Here is a 16,033-nt window from a genome sequence, read left to right on the forward strand (position 1 = left end):
GGGAAACCTCACCCCGCCAGCAAGGCCTCGACCTCTTCGCGCGTCCCCAGCGACGGCTGAGCGCCCGGCCGCGTCGCCGCCAGCGCCCCTGCCGCACAGGCGAAGTGCAGGGCCGCGTCCGGCGTCATCCCGTCCAGCAGGGCCACGGTGATAGCCCCGACAAAGGCGTCGCCCGCCCCGGTCGCGTCGATGGCGTGAACCCGCGGCGGCGTGGCCCAGGCCATCTCGACGCCGCGCCGGTACATGACCGCCCCGCGCGCCCCCTTGGTCACCACCACCAGACCGCCGCCGACGTGCAGGGCCTCGCCATAGAAGGCCGCCTCCGTCTCATTGACCACGATCAGGTCGGCCCGCCGCAACAGGGCCTCCGACACGGGCGCGGCGGGCGCCAGGTTGGCGCAGACGAAGTCGGTCGCCCGACCCACCGCCGCCTCGACCGTCTCGATCGGCAGCTCCAGCTGGACGATCAGCGGCGTCTCGATCCGCGACGGCAGCTGCTCCGGCGTGACGAAGTGGTTGGCCCCGGCGGCGACCACGATCTGGTTCTCTCCGCTCGGATCGACAGCGATCAGGGCCACCCCCGTCGGCGCCGCGATGTCTGTCTCGACCCCCGACAGGTCCACCCCGTGCGCCAGCATCAGGGCCACAGCCGCGCCCGACATCTCGTCCTCGCCGACCCGTCCGATCAGGCTGACCTCGGCCCCCAGCCGCCGCGCCGCCAGCGCCTGATTGGCGCCCTTGCCGCCCGCGTGACGGGCCAGGGTCGCGCCCGTCACCGTCTCGCCCGGCACCGGCAGGCTGGGCGCGGACGCCACCATGTCCAGATTGATCGACCCGACGACGGTGATCCTCATCGCCCTTCTCCCAGTCGTTCGGCGATCAGGGCGAAGACCCCGTCCGCATCCGCCCTTGTCGCCCAGAAATGCCTGGCCGTCGCGGCCTCGACGCGGAACTCGACCGCCGTATGGCCGCGCGTCAGATCGCTCTCGGTCTCCACCGCGATCCGGCACGGCGCCAGCTCGAACAGCTCCGGCTTCAGCAGCCAGGCCACGGTGCAGGGATCGTGCAGCGGCCCGGCGTCCCAGCCGACGATCTCGCGCTCGGTCCGCTGCGAAAAGCGCAGCATCCCCGCCGCCGTCCGCCCAGAGGCCGTGTCCACCGCCTCGATCACCCTGATGCGCGCCTCGGTCGAGCGCACCTGATGGGTGGCGTCCAGCCCCAGGACGATCATCCGGCAGCCCGATGCAAAGACCTCCGCCGCAGCATCCGGGTCGGCCCAGATATTGAACTCGGCGCTGGCGGTGATGTTGCCGCCTTCCGAGCGCGCCCCGCCCATGACCACCACCGGCCCCAGATGGTCCGCCAGCTTCGGCTCGGCCCGCATGGCCAGGGCTAGGTTGGTCATCGGCCCCATGACGATCAGGGCCACGCTGCCTGCCGGCCGCTCCATCACCAGCCTGGCGATGGCCTCGGCCGCCGTCCCCTCGCCCGCCGGCGCGGCGGGCTCGAACGGCTCAAGATCGCCCAGCCCCTCGGCCCCGTGGAACTCACCCGCCCCGGCGGGTTCGCGCTTCAGAGGCCGCTCGGCCCCGACGAAGACCGGCACGTCCTCGCGTCCGGCGATCTGGCGCAGGATGCGGGCGTTGCGCGCGGTCTGCATGGCGCTGTCATTGCCCCCGACCGTGGTCACGGCCAGCAGGTCGAGGTCGGAGGAGGCGAAGGCGGTCAGCAAGCCCGTGGCGTCGTCGACGCCGGGATCGCAATCAATGATGAGAGACTGTTTCACCGTCCCGCTTTAGTCCTTCTCCCCTTGCGGGAGAAGGTCAACCTGCAGACACGCCGCCACGCAGACCCGCGCCAGCACCTCGGTCGAGTCCGTCAGCGGAACCGCCACATCGCCTGCGTCCAGCAGTAGCGGCACCTCGGTGCAGCCGCCGATGATCCCTTGCGCCCCCGCCGCGATCAGGGCCGCCGCCAGTTCACGCATGGCCGCCCTCTGCTCCGGCCCCACATCGCCCGCCTTGACCCCGAACACCACGCTCATGAAGCGCGCCCGGTCGGCGTCGGACAGCCGCACCATCTCCACGCCCTCAGCCGCCAGAGCCTCGGCATAGAGCGCCTCGCCGCCCGGCGTCGCCAGCACCCCGATCCGCGCCGCGCCCCCTGCCGCCGCAGCCTTCGCCGTCTCGGCCACCATGTCGATGAAGGGAACACCCGCCGCCCGGATCGCCCCGGCATGGGCGTGGGCGGTGTTGCACGGCATGGCCAGGACCTCGGCCCCGGCATCGCGCAGCCGCGCCGCCATCTCGCCCAGGATGCGCCCCGCCGCCTCGGGCTGGCTGTGCCGGTTGGGGACCTGGGGGTTCATGTCCATGACCACCCGCACATGATCTTCATCCCCGCTGGCCGGGGTCAGGGCCTGGACCCGCGCCAGAAAGGCCAGCGTCGCCGCCGGTCCCATGCCGCCCAGAACGCCCAAAGTCTTCATGCAGCGCGCCCCTGTCTTGCTCGGAAACACATCTTTCAACCGTTCGCTGACGAAGGAAACCGCCCCCTCGCCGACCCGCGTTCAACAATCATGGTGAACGCGCGAATTCTTGCGGAACCAAGTTTCAGGTCCGTTGTTATTGCATCGGACACATCGGACGCCCCCCAACCCCGATGTCGTCTGTGGCGGTCCGGCCTTAACGCCCCCCCGACTGAGAAGCCGGACCGCCCCCCCTTCCTCAATCCAGCGTCAGCACCATGTCCCAGCGGTCGATGCCGGGCGCGAACCCGTCGGGCGTGACCGCCTCGATCTCAAAGCCGAAGCGGGCATAGAAGCCCTGGGTGTGCTGGCTGGTGTTCAGGATCACGCGGCGGATCCCCGGCGTCGCCCGCGCCGCCGCGATCCGCGCCTCGGTCAGCACCCGCCCCAGCCCCTGACCGTGTAGCGTCTGATCCACCATGCCCCAGCACAGGGCGACGCTGACGCCGTCCGCCTCGACCGCATGGCCGCCGCAGCCGACGATGCGCCCCTCGCGCTCGATCACCTGATAGGGCCAGCGCAAAGCCTGGTCCTGCAGAAACCCGACAAACCCCTCGCGCTCGCTGGCGTCAAAGAAGCGCGGCGTATTGCTGTCGAACAGGGCCAGGCACCCGGCCATGTCTTCGGGGCGATAGGTGCGGGAAAGGATCATTCCCCTTCCTGCCATGCCCGCCTCGCTTGACCTACCCCCGAAACGGACTAGGGTCGCGCCGTTCTCCGGGGGGTCGCAATCGAGCGGCTGAGATAGAGGTTTCTCCTCTGACCCGTCGAACCTGATCCGGGTCATGCCGGCGAAGGGATGAGTACGCTTCCGGCCCCGGCTTCACGCCACGGGACCGGCACGCCCGACGTCGGCGGACCTCAAACGTTTTGAGGCCGCCATGAACATCAACGTCACCGCGACGACCGAACAACCCCACGAACCCAATGTGGAGCTGCCCCTCGCCGACGCCCGCAAGGCCGTCGCCGCCGAGCACGGCCGCATCCCCACCGGCCCCCGCGCCGGCGGCGTCAAGGTCTATGTGGCGGGCGAGCTTTACCCCGACATCCGCGTCCCCTTCCGCGAGGTCGCCGTCCACCCCAGCGCCAATGAGCCGCCGGTGACGATGTACGACAGCTCCGGCCCCTACACCGACCCTGCCGTCACCATCGACATCAAGAAGGGCCTGCCCCGCGTGAAGTCGTCGTGGCAGCTGGATCGCGGCGACATCGCCCCCGTCGCGAACCCGCGCGAGGTCAAACCCGAGGACAACGGCCACGCCAGCGGCAAGCACCTGGCCCCCCGCTTCGACGTCTCGAACCATCAGGTCTTCAAGGGCGTCGAGGGCCGCCCTGTCACCCAGTACGAATACGCCAAGGCCGGCGTCATCACGCCCGAGATGGAATACGTCGCCATCCGCGAGAACCTGCGCCGCGAGCAGAACGCCCCCTGCATCCGCGACGGCGAAGACTTCGGCGCCAGCATTCCCGACTTCGTCACGCCCGAGTTCGTGCGTCAGGAGATCGCCCGCGGCCGCGCCATCATCCCGCACAACATCAACCACCCCGAAGTCGAGCCGATGATCATCGGCCGCAACTTCCTGGTGAAGATCAACGCCAACATCGGCAACTCGGCCGTCCTCTCCAGCGTCGACGACGAGGTGGACAAGCTGGTCTGGGCCACCCGCTGGGGCGCCGACAACGTCATGGACCTGTCGACCGGCCGCAACATCCACAACATCCGCGACTGGATCATCCGCAACTCCTCCGTCCCCATCGGCACCGTGCCCATCTATCAGGCGCTGGAGAAGGTGAACGGCATCGCCGAGGACCTGACCTGGGAAGTCTTCCGCGACACCCTGATCGAACAGGCGGAACAGGGCGTGGACTACTTCACCATCCACGCGGGCGTGCGCCTGCCCTTCGTGCCGATGACGGCCAAGCGCGTGACGGGCATCGTCTCGCGCGGCGGCTCCATCATGGCCAAGTGGTGCCTGGCCCACCACAAGGAGAGCTTCCTCTACGAGCACTTCGAGGACATCTGCGACATCATGCGGGCCTATGATGTCTCCTTCAGCCTCGGCGACGGCCTGCGCCCCGGCTCCATCGCCGACGCCAATGACGAGGCCCAGTTCGCCGAGCTGCGCACCCTGGGCGAACTGACCAAGATCGCCTGGGCCAAGGGCTGTCAGGTCATGATCGAAGGACCCGGCCACGTGCCGATGCACAAGATCAAGGCCAACATGGACGAGCAGCTCAAGCACTGCCACGAGGCGCCCTTCTATACGCTTGGCCCGCTGACCACCGACATCGCCCCCGGCTACGACCACATCACGTCCGCCATCGGCGCGGCCATGATCGGCTGGTTCGGCACGGCCATGCTCTGCTACGTCACGCCGAAAGAGCACCTCGGCCTGCCCGACCGTCAGGACGTCAAGGACGGCGTCATCACCTACAAGATCGCCGCCCACGCCGCCGACCTGGCCAAGGGCCACCCCGCCGCCCGCCTGCACGACGACGCCCTGTCCCGCGCCCGCTTCGAGTTCCGCTGGGAGGACCAGTTCAACCTCGGCCTCGACCCCGAAACCGCCCGCAAATACCACGACGAGACCCTGCCGAAGGAGGCGCACAAGACCGCCCACTTCTGCTCCATGTGCGGCCCCAAGTTCTGCAGCATGAAGATCAGCCAGGACATCCGCGACGCCGCGGCGGCGCAGAATGATGCGGGCGCCAGCCTCGCCGAAGCCGAAGCCGGCATGGCGGAGATGAGCGCGAAGTTCCGGGCGGGCGGGGCAGCGATTGAAGTGAAGGTCTAACCGGCCCGACCCGGCCCACGCGGGGGTCAGGACTATGGACGCGAGGCGGCTTCAGACTGGCCTCGCGTCCGATCCTCGAAGAATGGTTGCACAATCCAAAAATTCACCGGGCATGGCAAATCCCAAACTAGCAGCCGGAACGAAGATAAAGGCTTTAGCTTGGCAGCACGTTGGGCTCTGCTAGTGTCTAGCGATGAGCACGCTGCGGAGCCGAACGCGCAGAGCCCAATGCTATTGGGAACCGATTTACGACCCCCGCCTCGTGGGGAAACTGAAGGCGCGTGACTGGAATTTTGGGACCGATACCGGCCCAACTAAATCCTATTTCGACCTAGCAGAGCTTAAACAGTTCATTGACGCAGGTGGCTTGCGATTTTTTAAGAAAATTCGCTTCTCAGATTGTGATTTTCAAGGGATCAGCTCGAATGAAAGCCAAGTCGTCTTCGACAAATGCGAATTTTTAAATTGCGATTTATCTCTAAGCACATTTAAAAATTTTAAGTTCTCAAAATGCACGTTCCGCGGAAGTTCATTTGGGCAAACTACGTTTAGAGACGTAGAATTCCGAGATTGTATCTGGGAAAAAATGGCAGTCTCAACCAACGAGACCGTCCTAGAAGATGTATTTATCAGCAACCCTAGCGATTTCAACAAATCTCTATGGACGCAGCTTGATGAAAAAATACTAACGACAAAAAATGCATCAAAGATGTATCAGTGGCACAGGCACGAGCTAGCAAAGTCAACGATAGCTAGAATGCTTCTAAATAACCACCGATACCTTGGTGATGATAGAACATTTTACGAAAGCGTAAGAGTATTCGAAACTCAACAAGCATACGATAAATGTTGCAGGGCAACATACAACACAATCAATAGATTTCGATGGGCATCCGCATGGTATGCTGCGGTTGCAATATTCTGGTCCATTGAGCTTGGTTTGCTCTGGACGTTTGGAATATTGAACGCATGGGGGGGCCAGCGCACTCCGCCCATTAATTGCCTTGATGACGTTATTCATGGCCGGAAGCCTGTATTATTCCAGAGAAAAAACTATCTCACTGCCCCTCCAAGCCAGCTTTGACGTCACGACAGTTGCTGGCTACACGAAAGCGGTTCCCGCTGGAGCCAGCGCCAGCCTTCAAGCTGCATTTTCCGTCCACCTGCTAATTGCTTTGATTTTTTACACCGTGTTTTTCGCGACCATAGTAGCTCGCTTGAGCAGAGTAAGATAATGCTGCTTAGCCTAGTTTTATACGGAAGCCGCGCCCGAGGAGACCACCGTCAATCGTCCGACGTAGACCTACTCGGCGTAACAGATTCTGGCCGAATAAGTAAAGAAGTCGCAGCCCGAGGAGCCAGCCTTTACAATTACCCATTCGACTCCTTGATTGAAAAATCAAAGAACGGCGACCTATTCTTGCTTCACTTATGTCGTGAGGGAAAAATTCTTCATGACACCGCAGGGACCTTTGAACGAGTAAGGGAAAGCTTCACATTTAAAGATTCCTATCAATCCGAAATTCGCGAAGCATCCGCTCTTATTTGGTTTCTTACAGAACCACCAGCAGCACTAAGCATTCGCAAAGCGCGAAAAAGATTAATTTGGGGCATTAGAACCCTGATAATAGCTAACGCTGCTCAAGATCAGGAAGCTATATTCGGATCTAAGGAGCTTGAAGCTTATTCTGGTTTGCCTGGGCTAAAGGAAATCATTGATCGACGGTTTACAGCTCCCGCACCTAAGCTTGTGGAGTTAGCAATAGAAGCCGTTAATCAGTATGGTGCTTCCCGAAAGAAGCTGGGCTTCAAAAAGGAAAAGATTGGTCCGGAAGATTTGGAGCGTTTCGGCTCCTTGGCAGCCACGTCTCCACGTTTGACAAAGCTACGTCTAAGGGGATCTCCACCTTATGACTAAGTTTCGGTCACTCCCCGTCCGATCCTGACGCACCCGTCCGCCAACCTCCTTCCCGCAGGCAGGAGGAGGCGAGATGGACGACGCGGCATACTGGCACGAGGGCGAGCCCCGGATCGTCGCCTCGGGACGGTGGGAGCAGGACGAGTTCGGCGACACGACCTACATCCCCGACCACATCCGTCCCTCGACCGCCGCCCATTCCGCCATGCGGGCCGAGGCGCCCGAGCCTGACGACGCCGGGCGCGGCCATGACCATGAGGCGCCGGAGGCGCGGGACGGCTATCGCGTCCGCTCCGGGGCGATCTGGGCGGCGGCGCGGCGCGACTATCTGGCCGGGGACGCGGCCGAGGCCGTCTGCGCCCGCTATGACCTGAAGCTGGGGACCCTGCGGTCCCGCGCCGCGCGCGAGGGCTGGCGCCGCAGCGACATCGAAGACATCTGGCCCGATCCGCAGGACGAGAACCCCGAAGCCGCTCCGCCCGACCTGACCCGGATGGCGGCCCAGGCCCTGATGCGCCTGAACCGCGCCCTGCAACGCGGCCGCGCCGCCGAGGCCGCCTCCTGGCTGCGCACCTGGCGCGCCCTCACAGACCCCACCCTCTTGGCCGCTGCTGCGCCAGCCCCCGCCCCCGACCCCGCCGCTGCGCTGGAAGCCGACCTGAAGGCCGTCGCCGAGGTCGCCCGCGACGCCGCCCGCCTCTCCCCCGACGACCACGCCGGTCGCCGCGCCATCGAGGCCCGCATGGCCGCCCTCAAGGCCCGCCTCGACCCCGAGGGCCGGATTTCAGACGTTTCAGACGAATTGGACTCTGTTTTTCTCGATCTCCCTTCCCCCTCGAGGGGGGAAGGGTCGGGGATGGGGGTGGGCCCGCCGCCAGCGCCGGACTGAGCGCAGGAGACGCCGCCTCCCTCGCCAAAACAGGCGACCGCAGACCACACCCCCACCCAACCCTCCCCCCTCGAGGGGGAGGGCTTTCAGGACGCGCCCTTAAACCTCCGCCGCGATCTGGCGCAGGGCCTGCTCGAACGCCGCGGCCGGCTGGCCGCCGCTGATCAGGTACTTGCCCTCGACGACCACGGCCGGGACCGAGGTGATGCCCCGCGCCCGCCACAGGTCCTCGGCGCCGCGCACCTCGGTCGCATAGCGGCCCGAGACCAGGACCTCGCCCGCCTCGGCCCGGTCCAGCCCCGCCGCCTCGGCGGCCTCGGTCAGGACGCGGGCGTCGGTGATGTTGCGGTTGTCGGTGAAGTGGGCGGTGAACAGGGCGCGTTTCAGCGCCTCCTGCTTCTCCGGCGCCGTCTCGTGGGCCCAGTGCAGCAGGCGGTGGGCGTCGAAGGTGTTCCAGATGCGGCTGTCCGGCCCCATGCGCATGTCGAAGCCGACCTCGGCGGCGCGGGCGCGGATCATCTCGCGGTTCTGGGCCGACTGTTCGGGGGTGGAGCCGTACTTGGCGCCGATATGCTCGACGATGTTCTCGCCCTCGGGCGCCATCTGCGGGTTCAGCTCGAACGGCTGGAAGGTGATGTCAGCGTCGATCCCCTCGCCCTTGAGCTTGTCCAGCGCGGTCGTCAGCCCGCCCAGCCCCACGGCGCACCAAGGGCAGACCACGTCGGAGACGAAGTCGATCTTCAGGGTCTTCAGGGCGGGGGCGGCGTCGGTCATGGTGCGGTTCCTCTGGTTATCCGCACCATATGGTGTTGCTGATCAGCCGCGCCAGTCCCGACGCGCCGGTTTCAACCGTCCTGCCTGGCCTTGGCCGCGACCGAGCGCAGGCCCAGGAGCAGGGCGTCGCTGGTGGGGCCGGCCTGACAGCCGCCGGTCAGGATCAGGCGCATGGCCTGGACGTGGACGGCGACCGTGGGCCAGCTCCAGGCGCCGCTGGTCTGCATCCGGTCGGCCACGTCGCACAGGCTGTAGCCGGCCTCGTACAGCGGTCCGGTGTCGAAGAAGCCCGCCGTGTCCAGCAGGGACGAGGCCAGCCTGTAGACCTGGGGCTCAGACCCCGGCGCGGCGGCGGCAGCGACCAGTTCCAGCTCGGTGATCGTGCCGGCGACCGTGGTCATCACGTCGTCGCGGTGGCGCTCCAGCCGCTCGTTGGCGCGGCGTTCCACGTCGGCGACGGTGCGGCCGCCCGGCTGGGCCATCTGCCGCGCCAGGGTGGTCTTGATCTTCAGGGTGCGGGCTTCGGTCACTTGGCGATACTCACAGGGCGACCCTTTGGGGCTTCATCAGCATGTCGATATCGGACTGATCCATATTCTCCTCGACGGCGGCGCCGACGTGGGCGGACAGGTCGTCCTTGCGGCGCCCCGCCACGCCCAGAGGCGGGCCGAAGTTGCGCACGCGCCGGTCGGGTCCGACGTAGGTGGCGCACTCGACGAACTCGCGCTCGTCGCCCGCGAGCCACAGGATGCGGCGCAGCAGGACGGCGGGGGTCAGGGGCTTGGTGACGACGAAGCTGACGCCGCAGTCGCGGCCTTCCTGCACCTTGGCCTGAGAAGCGTGGCCGGTCAGCAGGATGACGGGGATGAAGCGCAGGGGCGCGGGCGTTTCGCGCCGCAGCCAGCGGGCGAAGGCGTAGCTGTCCATCTCCGGGTCGGCGCAGTCGATGACGATCAGGTCGACGGCCCGGTTCTGGATGACGCGCACCCCCTCGGTCGCCGAGGCGCACTTGATCTGCTCCTTGACGCCGAAGCCCTGGAAGACGGAGCTGAGCATGTCCAGCGCCTGCGCATTGTCGTCGATCAGCAGGACGGTCGACTGCTCCAGATTGACGCGGTCGGCGGCGCTCATCAGTCGAACAGCAGCAGGTCGCCGGATACGGCGGCGGGGGCGGGCTCGGACAGGGGGCGTCCCCGGAACGACAGTTCGCGCAGGCGGTCGGCCATCTCGGCCAGAGGCAGGGCGGCCAGGGCCGTATCCATCGGCTGATCGGCGGCCAGGGCGCCGGCCAGACCCGACAGGGCGTCCACACGCTGGCTCAGCACGTCAAAGGCCTGCATCCGCGTCAGATAGGTCAGGCGCTGCTCGGGCGGGGCCAGACGGAGCAGCTCGGACACCAGGCCGCCGGCCTCGTCCACCCCTGCGCGAATGTCGGCCAGTTCGGCGGCGACGGCGCTCAGCAAGCCTTTCGTATCATAGTCGTTCATCAGAACAGCTCCAGCGCACCGGAATCGACGGGCGGCGGAGGCGGCGGGGCCGGACGCGGGGCGACCGCATCCGTGACCGCGCGTTGCAGCGCCCGACCGCTCACCGGCCAGTAATGTACGCGACGCCCCCCGGCGCCCCTCAGGCTGGCGCCGACGACGGGAATGCCCTCGTCGGCCAGAAAACGTTCGGCGAAGTCGGCATTGGACATGCCGACATCCTTGAGCGAATCGAACATGCGGCCGCCGCCGAACAGCTTGGCCTCCAGACGGTCGCGACGACCGCCGGCCTTGAGCACGTCGTTGATCAGCAGTTCCATGGCGTAGGCGCCGTAGCGACGCCCGGCGTCGGTCCCCGCCCCCGCGCCTTCAGGCAGCAGGAAATGGTTCATGCCGCCGACCCCGGCCACGGGGTCGCGCAGGCACATGGCGACGCAGCTGCCGAGCACGGTCGAGAGCACGACGTCGCGATCGGACGTCACATAGTGCTCGCCCTGGCCGACATGGACGCGCTTCTCGGCCGTCTGCTGATCGCCGTGGCTGATCATGTCAGGGGGCCGAACACGCCTTCCAGCTTCTCTTTCAGCTGGGCGGTGGTGAAGGGTTTGACCAGGTAGTTGTTCACGCCGAACTGCACCGCGCGCTGCACCAGTTCACGATCGGCGCGGCCGGTCAGCATGATGAAGGCGGTCTTGGAGGTCGGGGGGTGGGCGCGGATGGCGCGCAGCAGGCCCAGGCCGTCCAGGTTCGGCATGTTGAAGTCGGATATGACCAGATGCACCGGCTTGGTGATGATCGACCGCAGCGCCAGCTCGCCGTCGGCGGCTTCGGAGATTTCACGCACGCCAATCTGCTGCAGACTGTTGCGGATCAGGGAACGCATGGTCAGTTGATCGTCGACGACCAGGACATTGAGGGCGGAGGCGGCAGGCATACGGGTAGTCCTTACGCGACAGGCTTTGCGGCGTGGGCGCCGGCGGCGCACAGGTCGAGGATGGCGGGGGCGAGACGGGGCAGAGACAGCTGGCGCTCCACGGCGCCCAGCTCAAAGGCGGCGCGCGGCATGCCGTAGACGACGCTGGAGGCTTCGTCCTGGCCCAGGGTGCGGGCGCCGGCCTGACGCATGGCCAGCAGGCCCTTGGCGCCGTCCTTGCCCATGCCGGTCAGGATGACCCCGGTCATGGGACGGCCCAGGCGGGCGACCGCGTTGAACAGGACATCCACCGACGGGCGGTGACCGTTGACCGTGTCGGCGGCGACCAGGCGGCAACGTCCGTTCGAGACCTCCAGGTGTCGCTCGCCGCCGGGGGCGATGTAGACGTGGCCGGGCATGAGGGGCGCGCCGTCCACGGCCTCGGTGACCGTGGCGCCCGACGCCTTGTCCAGTCGAGCCGCGAAGCTCTTGGTGAAGGTGGCGGGCATGTGCTGCGTCACCACGGTGACCGGGCAGTTGGCCGGGAAGGTCGACAGGATGTTCAGCAGGGCCTCGACCCCGCCGGTCGAGGCGCCGATGGCCAGGATGTGATTGGGGTCGGCGCGATAGGCGCCGTCCACCGCGCGGGCCTCGCGCGCTTCCAACGGGCGCACACGAGAACGCGCCGCGATCTTCACCTTGTCGGCCAGGTCGGCGAAGGCTTCCTGGGCCGGGACGCCCGGCGCGGGCTTGGCCACGGCGTCCACGGCGCCGACTTCCAGCGCCGCCAGGGTCACATCGGTGCCGGCCTGGGTCAGGGTCGAGACCATGACCACCGGCATGGGCCGCAGCCGCATGATCTTCTCGAGGAATTCCAGCCCGTTCATATTGGGCATCTCGACGTCCAGGGTGATGACGTCGGGGTTCAGTTCCTTGATGGCGGCGCGGGCCTCCAGCGGATCGGCCGCCGTCCCGACCACCGAAATCTCGGAATCGCGGCGCAGGACGGCGCTGATCAGGCTGCGCATGGTGGCGCTGTCGTCGACGATCAGGACGCGGACAGGCTCGCTCATGCCCGGCCTCCCAGCCTGTAGGCGGTCAGGCCGCAGGTCTGCAGTTGCGCAACCGCCGGGCCGCTGACGCGCTCGGAGTGGCCGATGTAGAGGGTGGCGCCGGGGTTCATCATCGGGGTGAAGCGGCTCCAGACCATTTCCTGGGTCGCGTCGTCGAAATAGATGACCACGTTGCGGCAGAAGATGACGTCGAACTTGCCCTTCATCGGCCAGTCGCCGATCAGGTTCAGCTCGCGGAAGCTCACCAGACGACGCAGGGTCGCGTCGGCGCTGAACAGGCCGGGTCGGCCCGCGACAGGCTCGAAATGCTTGCGGCCCGACGCCGGGACCGGCGACAGCAGCTCCTCGGAATAGACCCCCGCAGCGCCCTCAGCGACCATGTTGGGGTCGATGTCGGTGGCCAGGATGCGCACGTCCAGATCCGCGGCTTCCGACAGGACGTCCAGCACGGTCAGGGCCATGGAATAGGGCTCCTGTCCGTTGGAGCAGGCCGCCGACCACAGCCGCACGCGCCCGCCGGCCCGCGCCCGCGCCGCCAGCTCCGGCATGACGTGGTCGCGCAGGTGATCGAAGTGGTGCGGCTCGCGATAGAAGCGGGTGACGTTGGTGGTCAGGGCCGCGGTCATGGCCTGACGCTCGTCGACGCCCTCCACGCCTTCGATCAGGGCGCAGTAGTCGCGGAAGCTGCGCAGCCCCAAGACGCGCAAGCGCTTGGCCAGACGCGAGTAGACCAGGGCGGCCTTGCCCTCGCTCAGGGCGATGCCGGCGTGGGCGTGCAGGGTCTGGGCGATGTGGCGGAAGTCCTCGGCGGTGAAGACGAACTCGCCTTCCACCAGGGACGTGCGCCCGGAGGCGGTGGTCATGCGGCTTCGACTTCGCTTTCGGCCGGCAAGACGTGGTTGAGGTCGATCAGGCTGATCATGCGGCCGCCCTCGACGGCGAAGATCCCCTGGACGAAGGTCTTCACATGGTCGCTGGCGACGTCGGGCGTCGGCTGGATGGTCGAGTCCGTCAGTTGCACGATGTCGGACACGGCATCGACCAGCAGGCCGACCAGGCGGCTGCCGATATGGGCCACCATGATGACATGGCGGGCGGTCGGCTCGGTCGTGGCCAGGCCGAAGCGGGCGCCCAGGTCGATGATCGGCAGGACGATGCCGCGCAGGTTGATCACCCCCTTCATATAGGATGGCGAACGCGGCAACGGGGTCGCTGGGGTCCAGCCGCGGATCTCGCGGACGTTCATGATGTCGACGCAGAATTCCTGCTCGCCGATGCGGAAGGCGATCAGTTCCCGGTCCGTGCCGGCGACGTTGGGGGTGACTTCGGTCATGATGCTCAGCTCGCCATCTTCAGTTCAGGGCGGTTGGATTTGCGGCGCCCGGCGATGACCAGGGCGTCGATGTCGAGGATCAGGGCGACGCTGCCGTCGCCCAGGATGGTCGCGGCCGAGACGCCGTCGACGTGACGGTAGTGGGTTTCCAGGCTCTTGATGACGACCTGGCGCTGACCGTTGATGGCGTCCACCAGCAGGGCGGCGCGCGAGCCGGCCTCGGTCTCGACGATCATCACCACGCCATTGGCCAGATCGGCCGCGCCGTCGCGGAAGCCCATGACGCGGCCGACGTCCACCAGGGGCACGAAGGCCTCGCGGAAGCGGATCACGGCGTCATGGCCGCCGACGTAGTGGATGTCCTCGACGCTGGGCGTCAGGCTCTCGACGATGGCCGACAGGGGGGCCACCAGGGTCTGTTCGGCGGCGGACACCACCATGCCGTCCAGAACCGCCAGGGTCAGCGGCAGGCTGAGGGTGAAGGTCGAGCCCTTGCCCGGAACCGAGCTGATCGAGATGCGGCCGCCCAGGGCCTGGATCGAACGCTTGACCACGTCCATGCCCACGCCCCGGCCCGAGACGTCGGTGATGGTCTCGGCGGTAGAGAACCCCGGCAGGAAGATCAGATTGTCGACTTCGTCGTCGGTCAGGACGGCGTCCTCGGCGATCAGACCGCGATCGACGGCGATGCCGCGCACGCGGGGGCGGTTGATGCCCTTGCCGTCGTCGGCGATCTCGATGACGATCCGGCCCGAACGGTGCAGGGCGGCCAGCCGGACGGTCCCCTCGGCGGGTTTTCCGGCGGCTTCGCGCTCTTCCGGGCTTTCCAGCCCGTGGTCGATGGCGTTGCGCAGCATGTGGGTGATCGGCTCGGCCAGGCGTTCGACCACGGTCTTGTCGACCTCGGTATCCTCGCCGGAGGTGACCAGACGCACGCGCTTGCCCGTCATCTCGGCGACTTCGCGGACCAGGCGCGGCATGCGCTGGAAGACCGACTTCACCGGCTGGGCGCGGATGGCCATGACGCTGTCCTGGATGTCGCGCGTCAGCAGCTCGAGATCTTCCAGACCCAGGGCGATGTCCGACGAGCGGGCCAGGCCGCTCTCCGTGACGCGCTGCGCCAACATGGCCTGCTGGATGACCAGTTCGCCGACCACGTTGATCAGGCGATCCACGCGATCCAGGTCGACGCGGATGGTCACCGGGGCGACGGCGGCGGGAGCCGAAGGCGCGGCGGTGGGGGCCGGAGCGGCGGGCGCGACCGGCTTCGGCGCGGCGGCGACCGGCGTAGGCGCCGGAGCCGGAACCGAGGCCGCAGCGACGACCGGCGCGGGGGCTTCGACCGTAGCGACGGGTTCGACCGGGGCGGCGGCCTTGGCCAGCAGGGCGGCGATGTCGATCTCAGGCTCGGCGGGGGCCGCGTCCAGAACCGGCAGCGGCGGCAGCGAGGCCTCGACGGGGGACGGGGCGCCGCCCAGGGCGGTGATGCTCAGATCGCAGTCCATCTCGACGAAGTCGAAGACGTCGCGCACCGCCGCCTCGGCCACGTCGCCGGTCAGGACGATGGTCCAGATCAGGTGGGCGTCCTCGGCGTCCAGCACGTCCAGCGACGGCAGGCCGCTGGCGTCCAGCTCGACCGAGGTCTGGCCCAGCCGCGTCAGTTCGCGCAGCAACAGGCTGACGTCGTTGGCGCTGGCGTAGAGGCGCGGATGCGGGCGGAAGACGATGCGCCAGCCAGCAGCCGGGGCGGCGGCGCTCGGCGCGGCCAGGTCCGGCAGATCAAGCGAAGGCAGGTCGAGCGACGGCAGCTCCAGCGACGGCAGCTCGGTCGGAGCGCCGAAATCGGCCAGGTCCAGCGTCAGGGGCGTGAAGCCGAAGTCGTCTTCATCAGCGGCGGCGGCGACCGGCGCGGAGGCGACCGAGGCGGCGACGCCGTGGGTCAGGACCTCCAGCTCGGCCACCAGACCAGCCGAACGCGCGGCGTCCACCGGCGCCCCGGTTCCTTGTGCGGCGGCGATGTGGTCAGCCAGGACGTCGGAGGCCCGCAGCAGGGTCTTGATCGTGAGGTCGTCGCATTCCTTACGGCCCGAGCGCAGTTCGTCCATCAGGGTCTCGAAGACGTGGGCGAAGCGCACCAGGTCTTCCAGGCCGAAGGCCCCTGCCCCGCCCTTGACCGAGTGGACCGCGCGGAAGACGGCGTTGATCGTCTCGATGTCGCCCTCGCCGGTTTCCAGCGCCAGCAGATTGGTTTCCAGGTCGCCCAGCAGTTCGCTGCACTCCTGGAAGAAGGTGACCTTGATGGCCTCGAACGGATCGTCGCTCATCTC

General features: G+C 67.1%; 18 protein-coding genes and 1 riboswitch. Of the genes, 4 read left to right on the forward strand and 14 right to left on the reverse strand.

Features of this window, described 5'->3' with window-relative positions; all coding sequences use genetic code 11:
* Nucleotides 1-8: 8 nt before the first annotated feature.
* The 4 genes from RTY13_RS02155 to RTY13_RS02170 all read right to left on the reverse strand — a co-directional run bounded on the left by RTY13_RS02155 (nt 9) and on the right by RTY13_RS02170 (nt 3,179).
* Nucleotides 9-854 (reverse strand): ribokinase, encoded by an 846-nt coding sequence (locus tag RTY13_RS02155; RefSeq protein WP_312780777.1) that lies wholly within the window; start codon nt 852-854, stop codon nt 9-11.
* On the reverse strand, nt 851-1,786 hold the full coding sequence (locus tag RTY13_RS02160) for a nucleoside hydrolase (RefSeq protein ID WP_312780778.1): 936 nt from the start codon (nt 1,784-1,786) through the stop codon (nt 851-853). The genes RTY13_RS02155 and RTY13_RS02160 overlap by 4 nt, the downstream gene beginning before the upstream one ends.
* 9 nt (nt 1,787-1,795) lie before the next feature.
* Complete coding sequence (locus RTY13_RS02165; protein WP_312780779.1) at nt 1,796-2,488, reverse strand: aspartate/glutamate racemase family protein; 693 nt, start codon at nt 2,486-2,488, stop codon at nt 1,796-1,798.
* Between the two features lie 238 nt (nt 2,489-2,726).
* Complete coding sequence (locus RTY13_RS02170; RefSeq protein ID WP_312780780.1) at nt 2,727-3,179, reverse strand: GNAT family N-acetyltransferase; 453 nt, start codon at nt 3,177-3,179, stop codon at nt 2,727-2,729.
* 56 nt (nt 3,180-3,235) lie between these two features.
* A riboswitch (TPP riboswitch) is annotated at nt 3,236-3,345 on the forward strand.
* Nucleotides 3,346-3,408: 63 nt separating this feature from the next.
* On the opposite strand from RTY13_RS02170, the gene thiC reads away from it, so the two are divergent.
* The 4 genes from thiC (at nt 3,409) to RTY13_RS02190 (ending at nt 8,129) form a co-directional block, all read left to right on the forward strand.
* Nucleotides 3,409-5,322 carry a phosphomethylpyrimidine synthase ThiC gene (gene thiC, locus RTY13_RS02175; protein ID WP_312780781.1) on the forward strand — a complete coding sequence of 638 codons (1,914 nt, stop codon included), beginning with the start codon at nt 3,409-3,411 and terminating at the stop codon, nt 5,320-5,322.
* 262 nt (nt 5,323-5,584) lie between these two features.
* The gene (locus RTY13_RS02180; protein ID WP_312780782.1) at nt 5,585-6,406 is read left to right on the forward strand and encodes a pentapeptide repeat-containing protein; all 822 of its coding nucleotides are present in this window, start codon (nt 5,585-5,587) and stop codon (nt 6,404-6,406) included.
* Between the two features lie 150 nt (nt 6,407-6,556).
* Nucleotides 6,557-7,240 carry a nucleotidyltransferase domain-containing protein gene (locus RTY13_RS02185; RefSeq protein ID WP_312780783.1) on the forward strand — a complete coding sequence of 228 codons (684 nt, stop codon included), beginning with the start codon at nt 6,557-6,559 and terminating at the stop codon, nt 7,238-7,240.
* Nucleotides 7,241-7,313: 73 nt separating this feature from the next.
* Nucleotides 7,314-8,129, forward strand: coding sequence for a hypothetical protein (locus RTY13_RS02190; protein WP_312780784.1), 816 nt, complete (start codon nt 7,314-7,316; stop codon nt 8,127-8,129).
* 99 nt (nt 8,130-8,228) lie between these two features.
* Here RTY13_RS02190 and RTY13_RS02195 read toward each other — a convergent pair whose 3' ends face one another.
* The 10 genes from RTY13_RS02195 to RTY13_RS02240 all read right to left on the reverse strand — a co-directional run bounded on the left by RTY13_RS02195 (nt 8,229) and on the right by RTY13_RS02240 (nt 16,030).
* Nucleotides 8,229-8,903: a DsbA family oxidoreductase gene (locus tag RTY13_RS02195; RefSeq protein ID WP_312780785.1), complete on the reverse strand. Its 675-nt coding sequence runs from the start codon at nt 8,901-8,903 to the stop codon at nt 8,229-8,231.
* A 71-nt stretch (nt 8,904-8,974) separates the two neighbouring features.
* Entirely contained in the window at nt 8,975-9,433 is a 459-nt protein-coding gene (locus RTY13_RS02200; protein WP_312780786.1) for a chemotaxis protein CheE, read from the reverse strand.
* A gap of 10 nt (nt 9,434-9,443) precedes the next feature.
* Nucleotides 9,444-10,034: a response regulator gene (locus RTY13_RS02205; RefSeq protein WP_312780787.1), complete on the reverse strand. Its 591-nt coding sequence runs from the start codon at nt 10,032-10,034 to the stop codon at nt 9,444-9,446.
* Nucleotides 10,034-10,390, reverse strand: coding sequence for a hypothetical protein (locus tag RTY13_RS02210; RefSeq protein ID WP_207823086.1), 357 nt, complete (start codon nt 10,388-10,390; stop codon nt 10,034-10,036). The genes RTY13_RS02205 and RTY13_RS02210 overlap by 1 nt, the downstream gene beginning before the upstream one ends.
* On the reverse strand, nt 10,390-10,935 hold the full coding sequence (locus tag RTY13_RS02215; protein WP_312780788.1) for a chemotaxis protein CheD: 546 nt from the start codon (nt 10,933-10,935) through the stop codon (nt 10,390-10,392). Before RTY13_RS02215 ends, RTY13_RS02210 begins: the two co-directional genes overlap by 1 nt.
* Entirely contained in the window at nt 10,932-11,321 is a 390-nt protein-coding gene (locus RTY13_RS02220) for a response regulator (RefSeq protein ID WP_105563813.1), read from the reverse strand. The genes RTY13_RS02215 and RTY13_RS02220 overlap by 4 nt, the downstream gene beginning before the upstream one ends.
* An 11-nt stretch (nt 11,322-11,332) precedes the next feature.
* Nucleotides 11,333-12,373 carry a chemotaxis response regulator protein-glutamate methylesterase gene (locus RTY13_RS02225; RefSeq protein WP_312780789.1) on the reverse strand — a complete coding sequence of 347 codons (1,041 nt, stop codon included), beginning with the start codon at nt 12,371-12,373 and terminating at the stop codon, nt 11,333-11,335.
* The gene (locus RTY13_RS02230) at nt 12,370-13,236 is read right to left on the reverse strand and encodes a protein-glutamate O-methyltransferase (protein WP_312780791.1); all 867 of its coding nucleotides are present in this window, start codon (nt 13,234-13,236) and stop codon (nt 12,370-12,372) included. Before RTY13_RS02230 ends, RTY13_RS02225 begins: the two co-directional genes overlap by 4 nt.
* Complete coding sequence (locus tag RTY13_RS02235; RefSeq protein WP_312780793.1) at nt 13,233-13,706, reverse strand: chemotaxis protein CheW; 474 nt, start codon at nt 13,704-13,706, stop codon at nt 13,233-13,235. The genes RTY13_RS02230 and RTY13_RS02235 overlap by 4 nt, the downstream gene beginning before the upstream one ends.
* 5 nt (nt 13,707-13,711) lie before the next feature.
* A complete protein-coding gene (locus RTY13_RS02240; RefSeq protein ID WP_312780794.1) occupies nt 13,712-16,030 on the reverse strand; it encodes a chemotaxis protein CheA in 2,319 nt (772 codons plus the stop codon).
* Nucleotides 16,031-16,033: the final 3 nt, after the last annotated feature.

The organism is Brevundimonas sp. (assembly GCF_032055285.1).
In the GTDB taxonomy this organism is placed as follows: Bacteria; Pseudomonadota; Alphaproteobacteria; order Caulobacterales; family Caulobacteraceae; genus Brevundimonas.

Excerpts from the sequence above, each read along its gene's own strand:
- RTY13_RS02195 (WP_312780785.1), bottom strand. The coding sequence starts at position 8,903 with ATGACCGACGCCGCCCCCGCCCTGAAGACCCTGAAGATCGACTTCGTC.
- RTY13_RS02155 (WP_312780777.1), bottom strand. The coding sequence starts at position 854 with ATGAGGATCACCGTCGTCGGGTCGATCAATCTGGACATGGTGGCGTCC.
- RTY13_RS02165 (WP_312780779.1), bottom strand. The coding sequence starts at position 2,488 with ATGAAGACTTTGGGCGTTCTGGGCGGCATGGGACCGGCGGCGACGCTG.
- RTY13_RS02190 (WP_312780784.1), top strand. The coding sequence starts at position 7,314 with ATGGACGACGCGGCATACTGGCACGAGGGCGAGCCCCGGATCGTCGCC.
- RTY13_RS02230 (WP_312780791.1), bottom strand. The coding sequence starts at position 13,236 with ATGACCACCGCCTCCGGGCGCACGTCCCTGGTGGAAGGCGAGTTCGTC.
- RTY13_RS02215 (WP_312780788.1), bottom strand. The coding sequence starts at position 10,935 with ATGATCAGCCACGGCGATCAGCAGACGGCCGAGAAGCGCGTCCATGTC.
- RTY13_RS02220 (WP_105563813.1), bottom strand. The coding sequence starts at position 11,321 with ATGCCTGCCGCCTCCGCCCTCAATGTCCTGGTCGTCGACGATCAACTG.
- thiC (WP_312780781.1), top strand. The coding sequence starts at position 3,409 with ATGAACATCAACGTCACCGCGACGACCGAACAACCCCACGAACCCAAT.
- RTY13_RS02170 (WP_312780780.1), bottom strand. The coding sequence starts at position 3,179 with ATGATCCTTTCCCGCACCTATCGCCCCGAAGACATGGCCGGGTGCCTG.
- RTY13_RS02235 (WP_312780793.1), bottom strand. The coding sequence starts at position 13,706 with ATGACCGAAGTCACCCCCAACGTCGCCGGCACGGACCGGGAACTGATC.
- RTY13_RS02225 (WP_312780789.1), bottom strand. The coding sequence starts at position 12,373 with ATGAGCGAGCCTGTCCGCGTCCTGATCGTCGACGACAGCGCCACCATG.
- RTY13_RS02210 (WP_207823086.1), bottom strand. The coding sequence starts at position 10,390 with ATGAACGACTATGATACGAAAGGCTTGCTGAGCGCCGTCGCCGCCGAA.
- RTY13_RS02240 (WP_312780794.1), bottom strand. The coding sequence starts at position 16,030 with ATGAGCGACGATCCGTTCGAGGCCATCAAGGTCACCTTCTTCCAGGAG.
- RTY13_RS02185 (WP_312780783.1), top strand. The coding sequence starts at position 6,557 with ATGCTGCTTAGCCTAGTTTTATACGGAAGCCGCGCCCGAGGAGACCAC.
- RTY13_RS02205 (WP_312780787.1), bottom strand. The coding sequence starts at position 10,034 with ATGAGCGCCGCCGACCGCGTCAATCTGGAGCAGTCGACCGTCCTGCTG.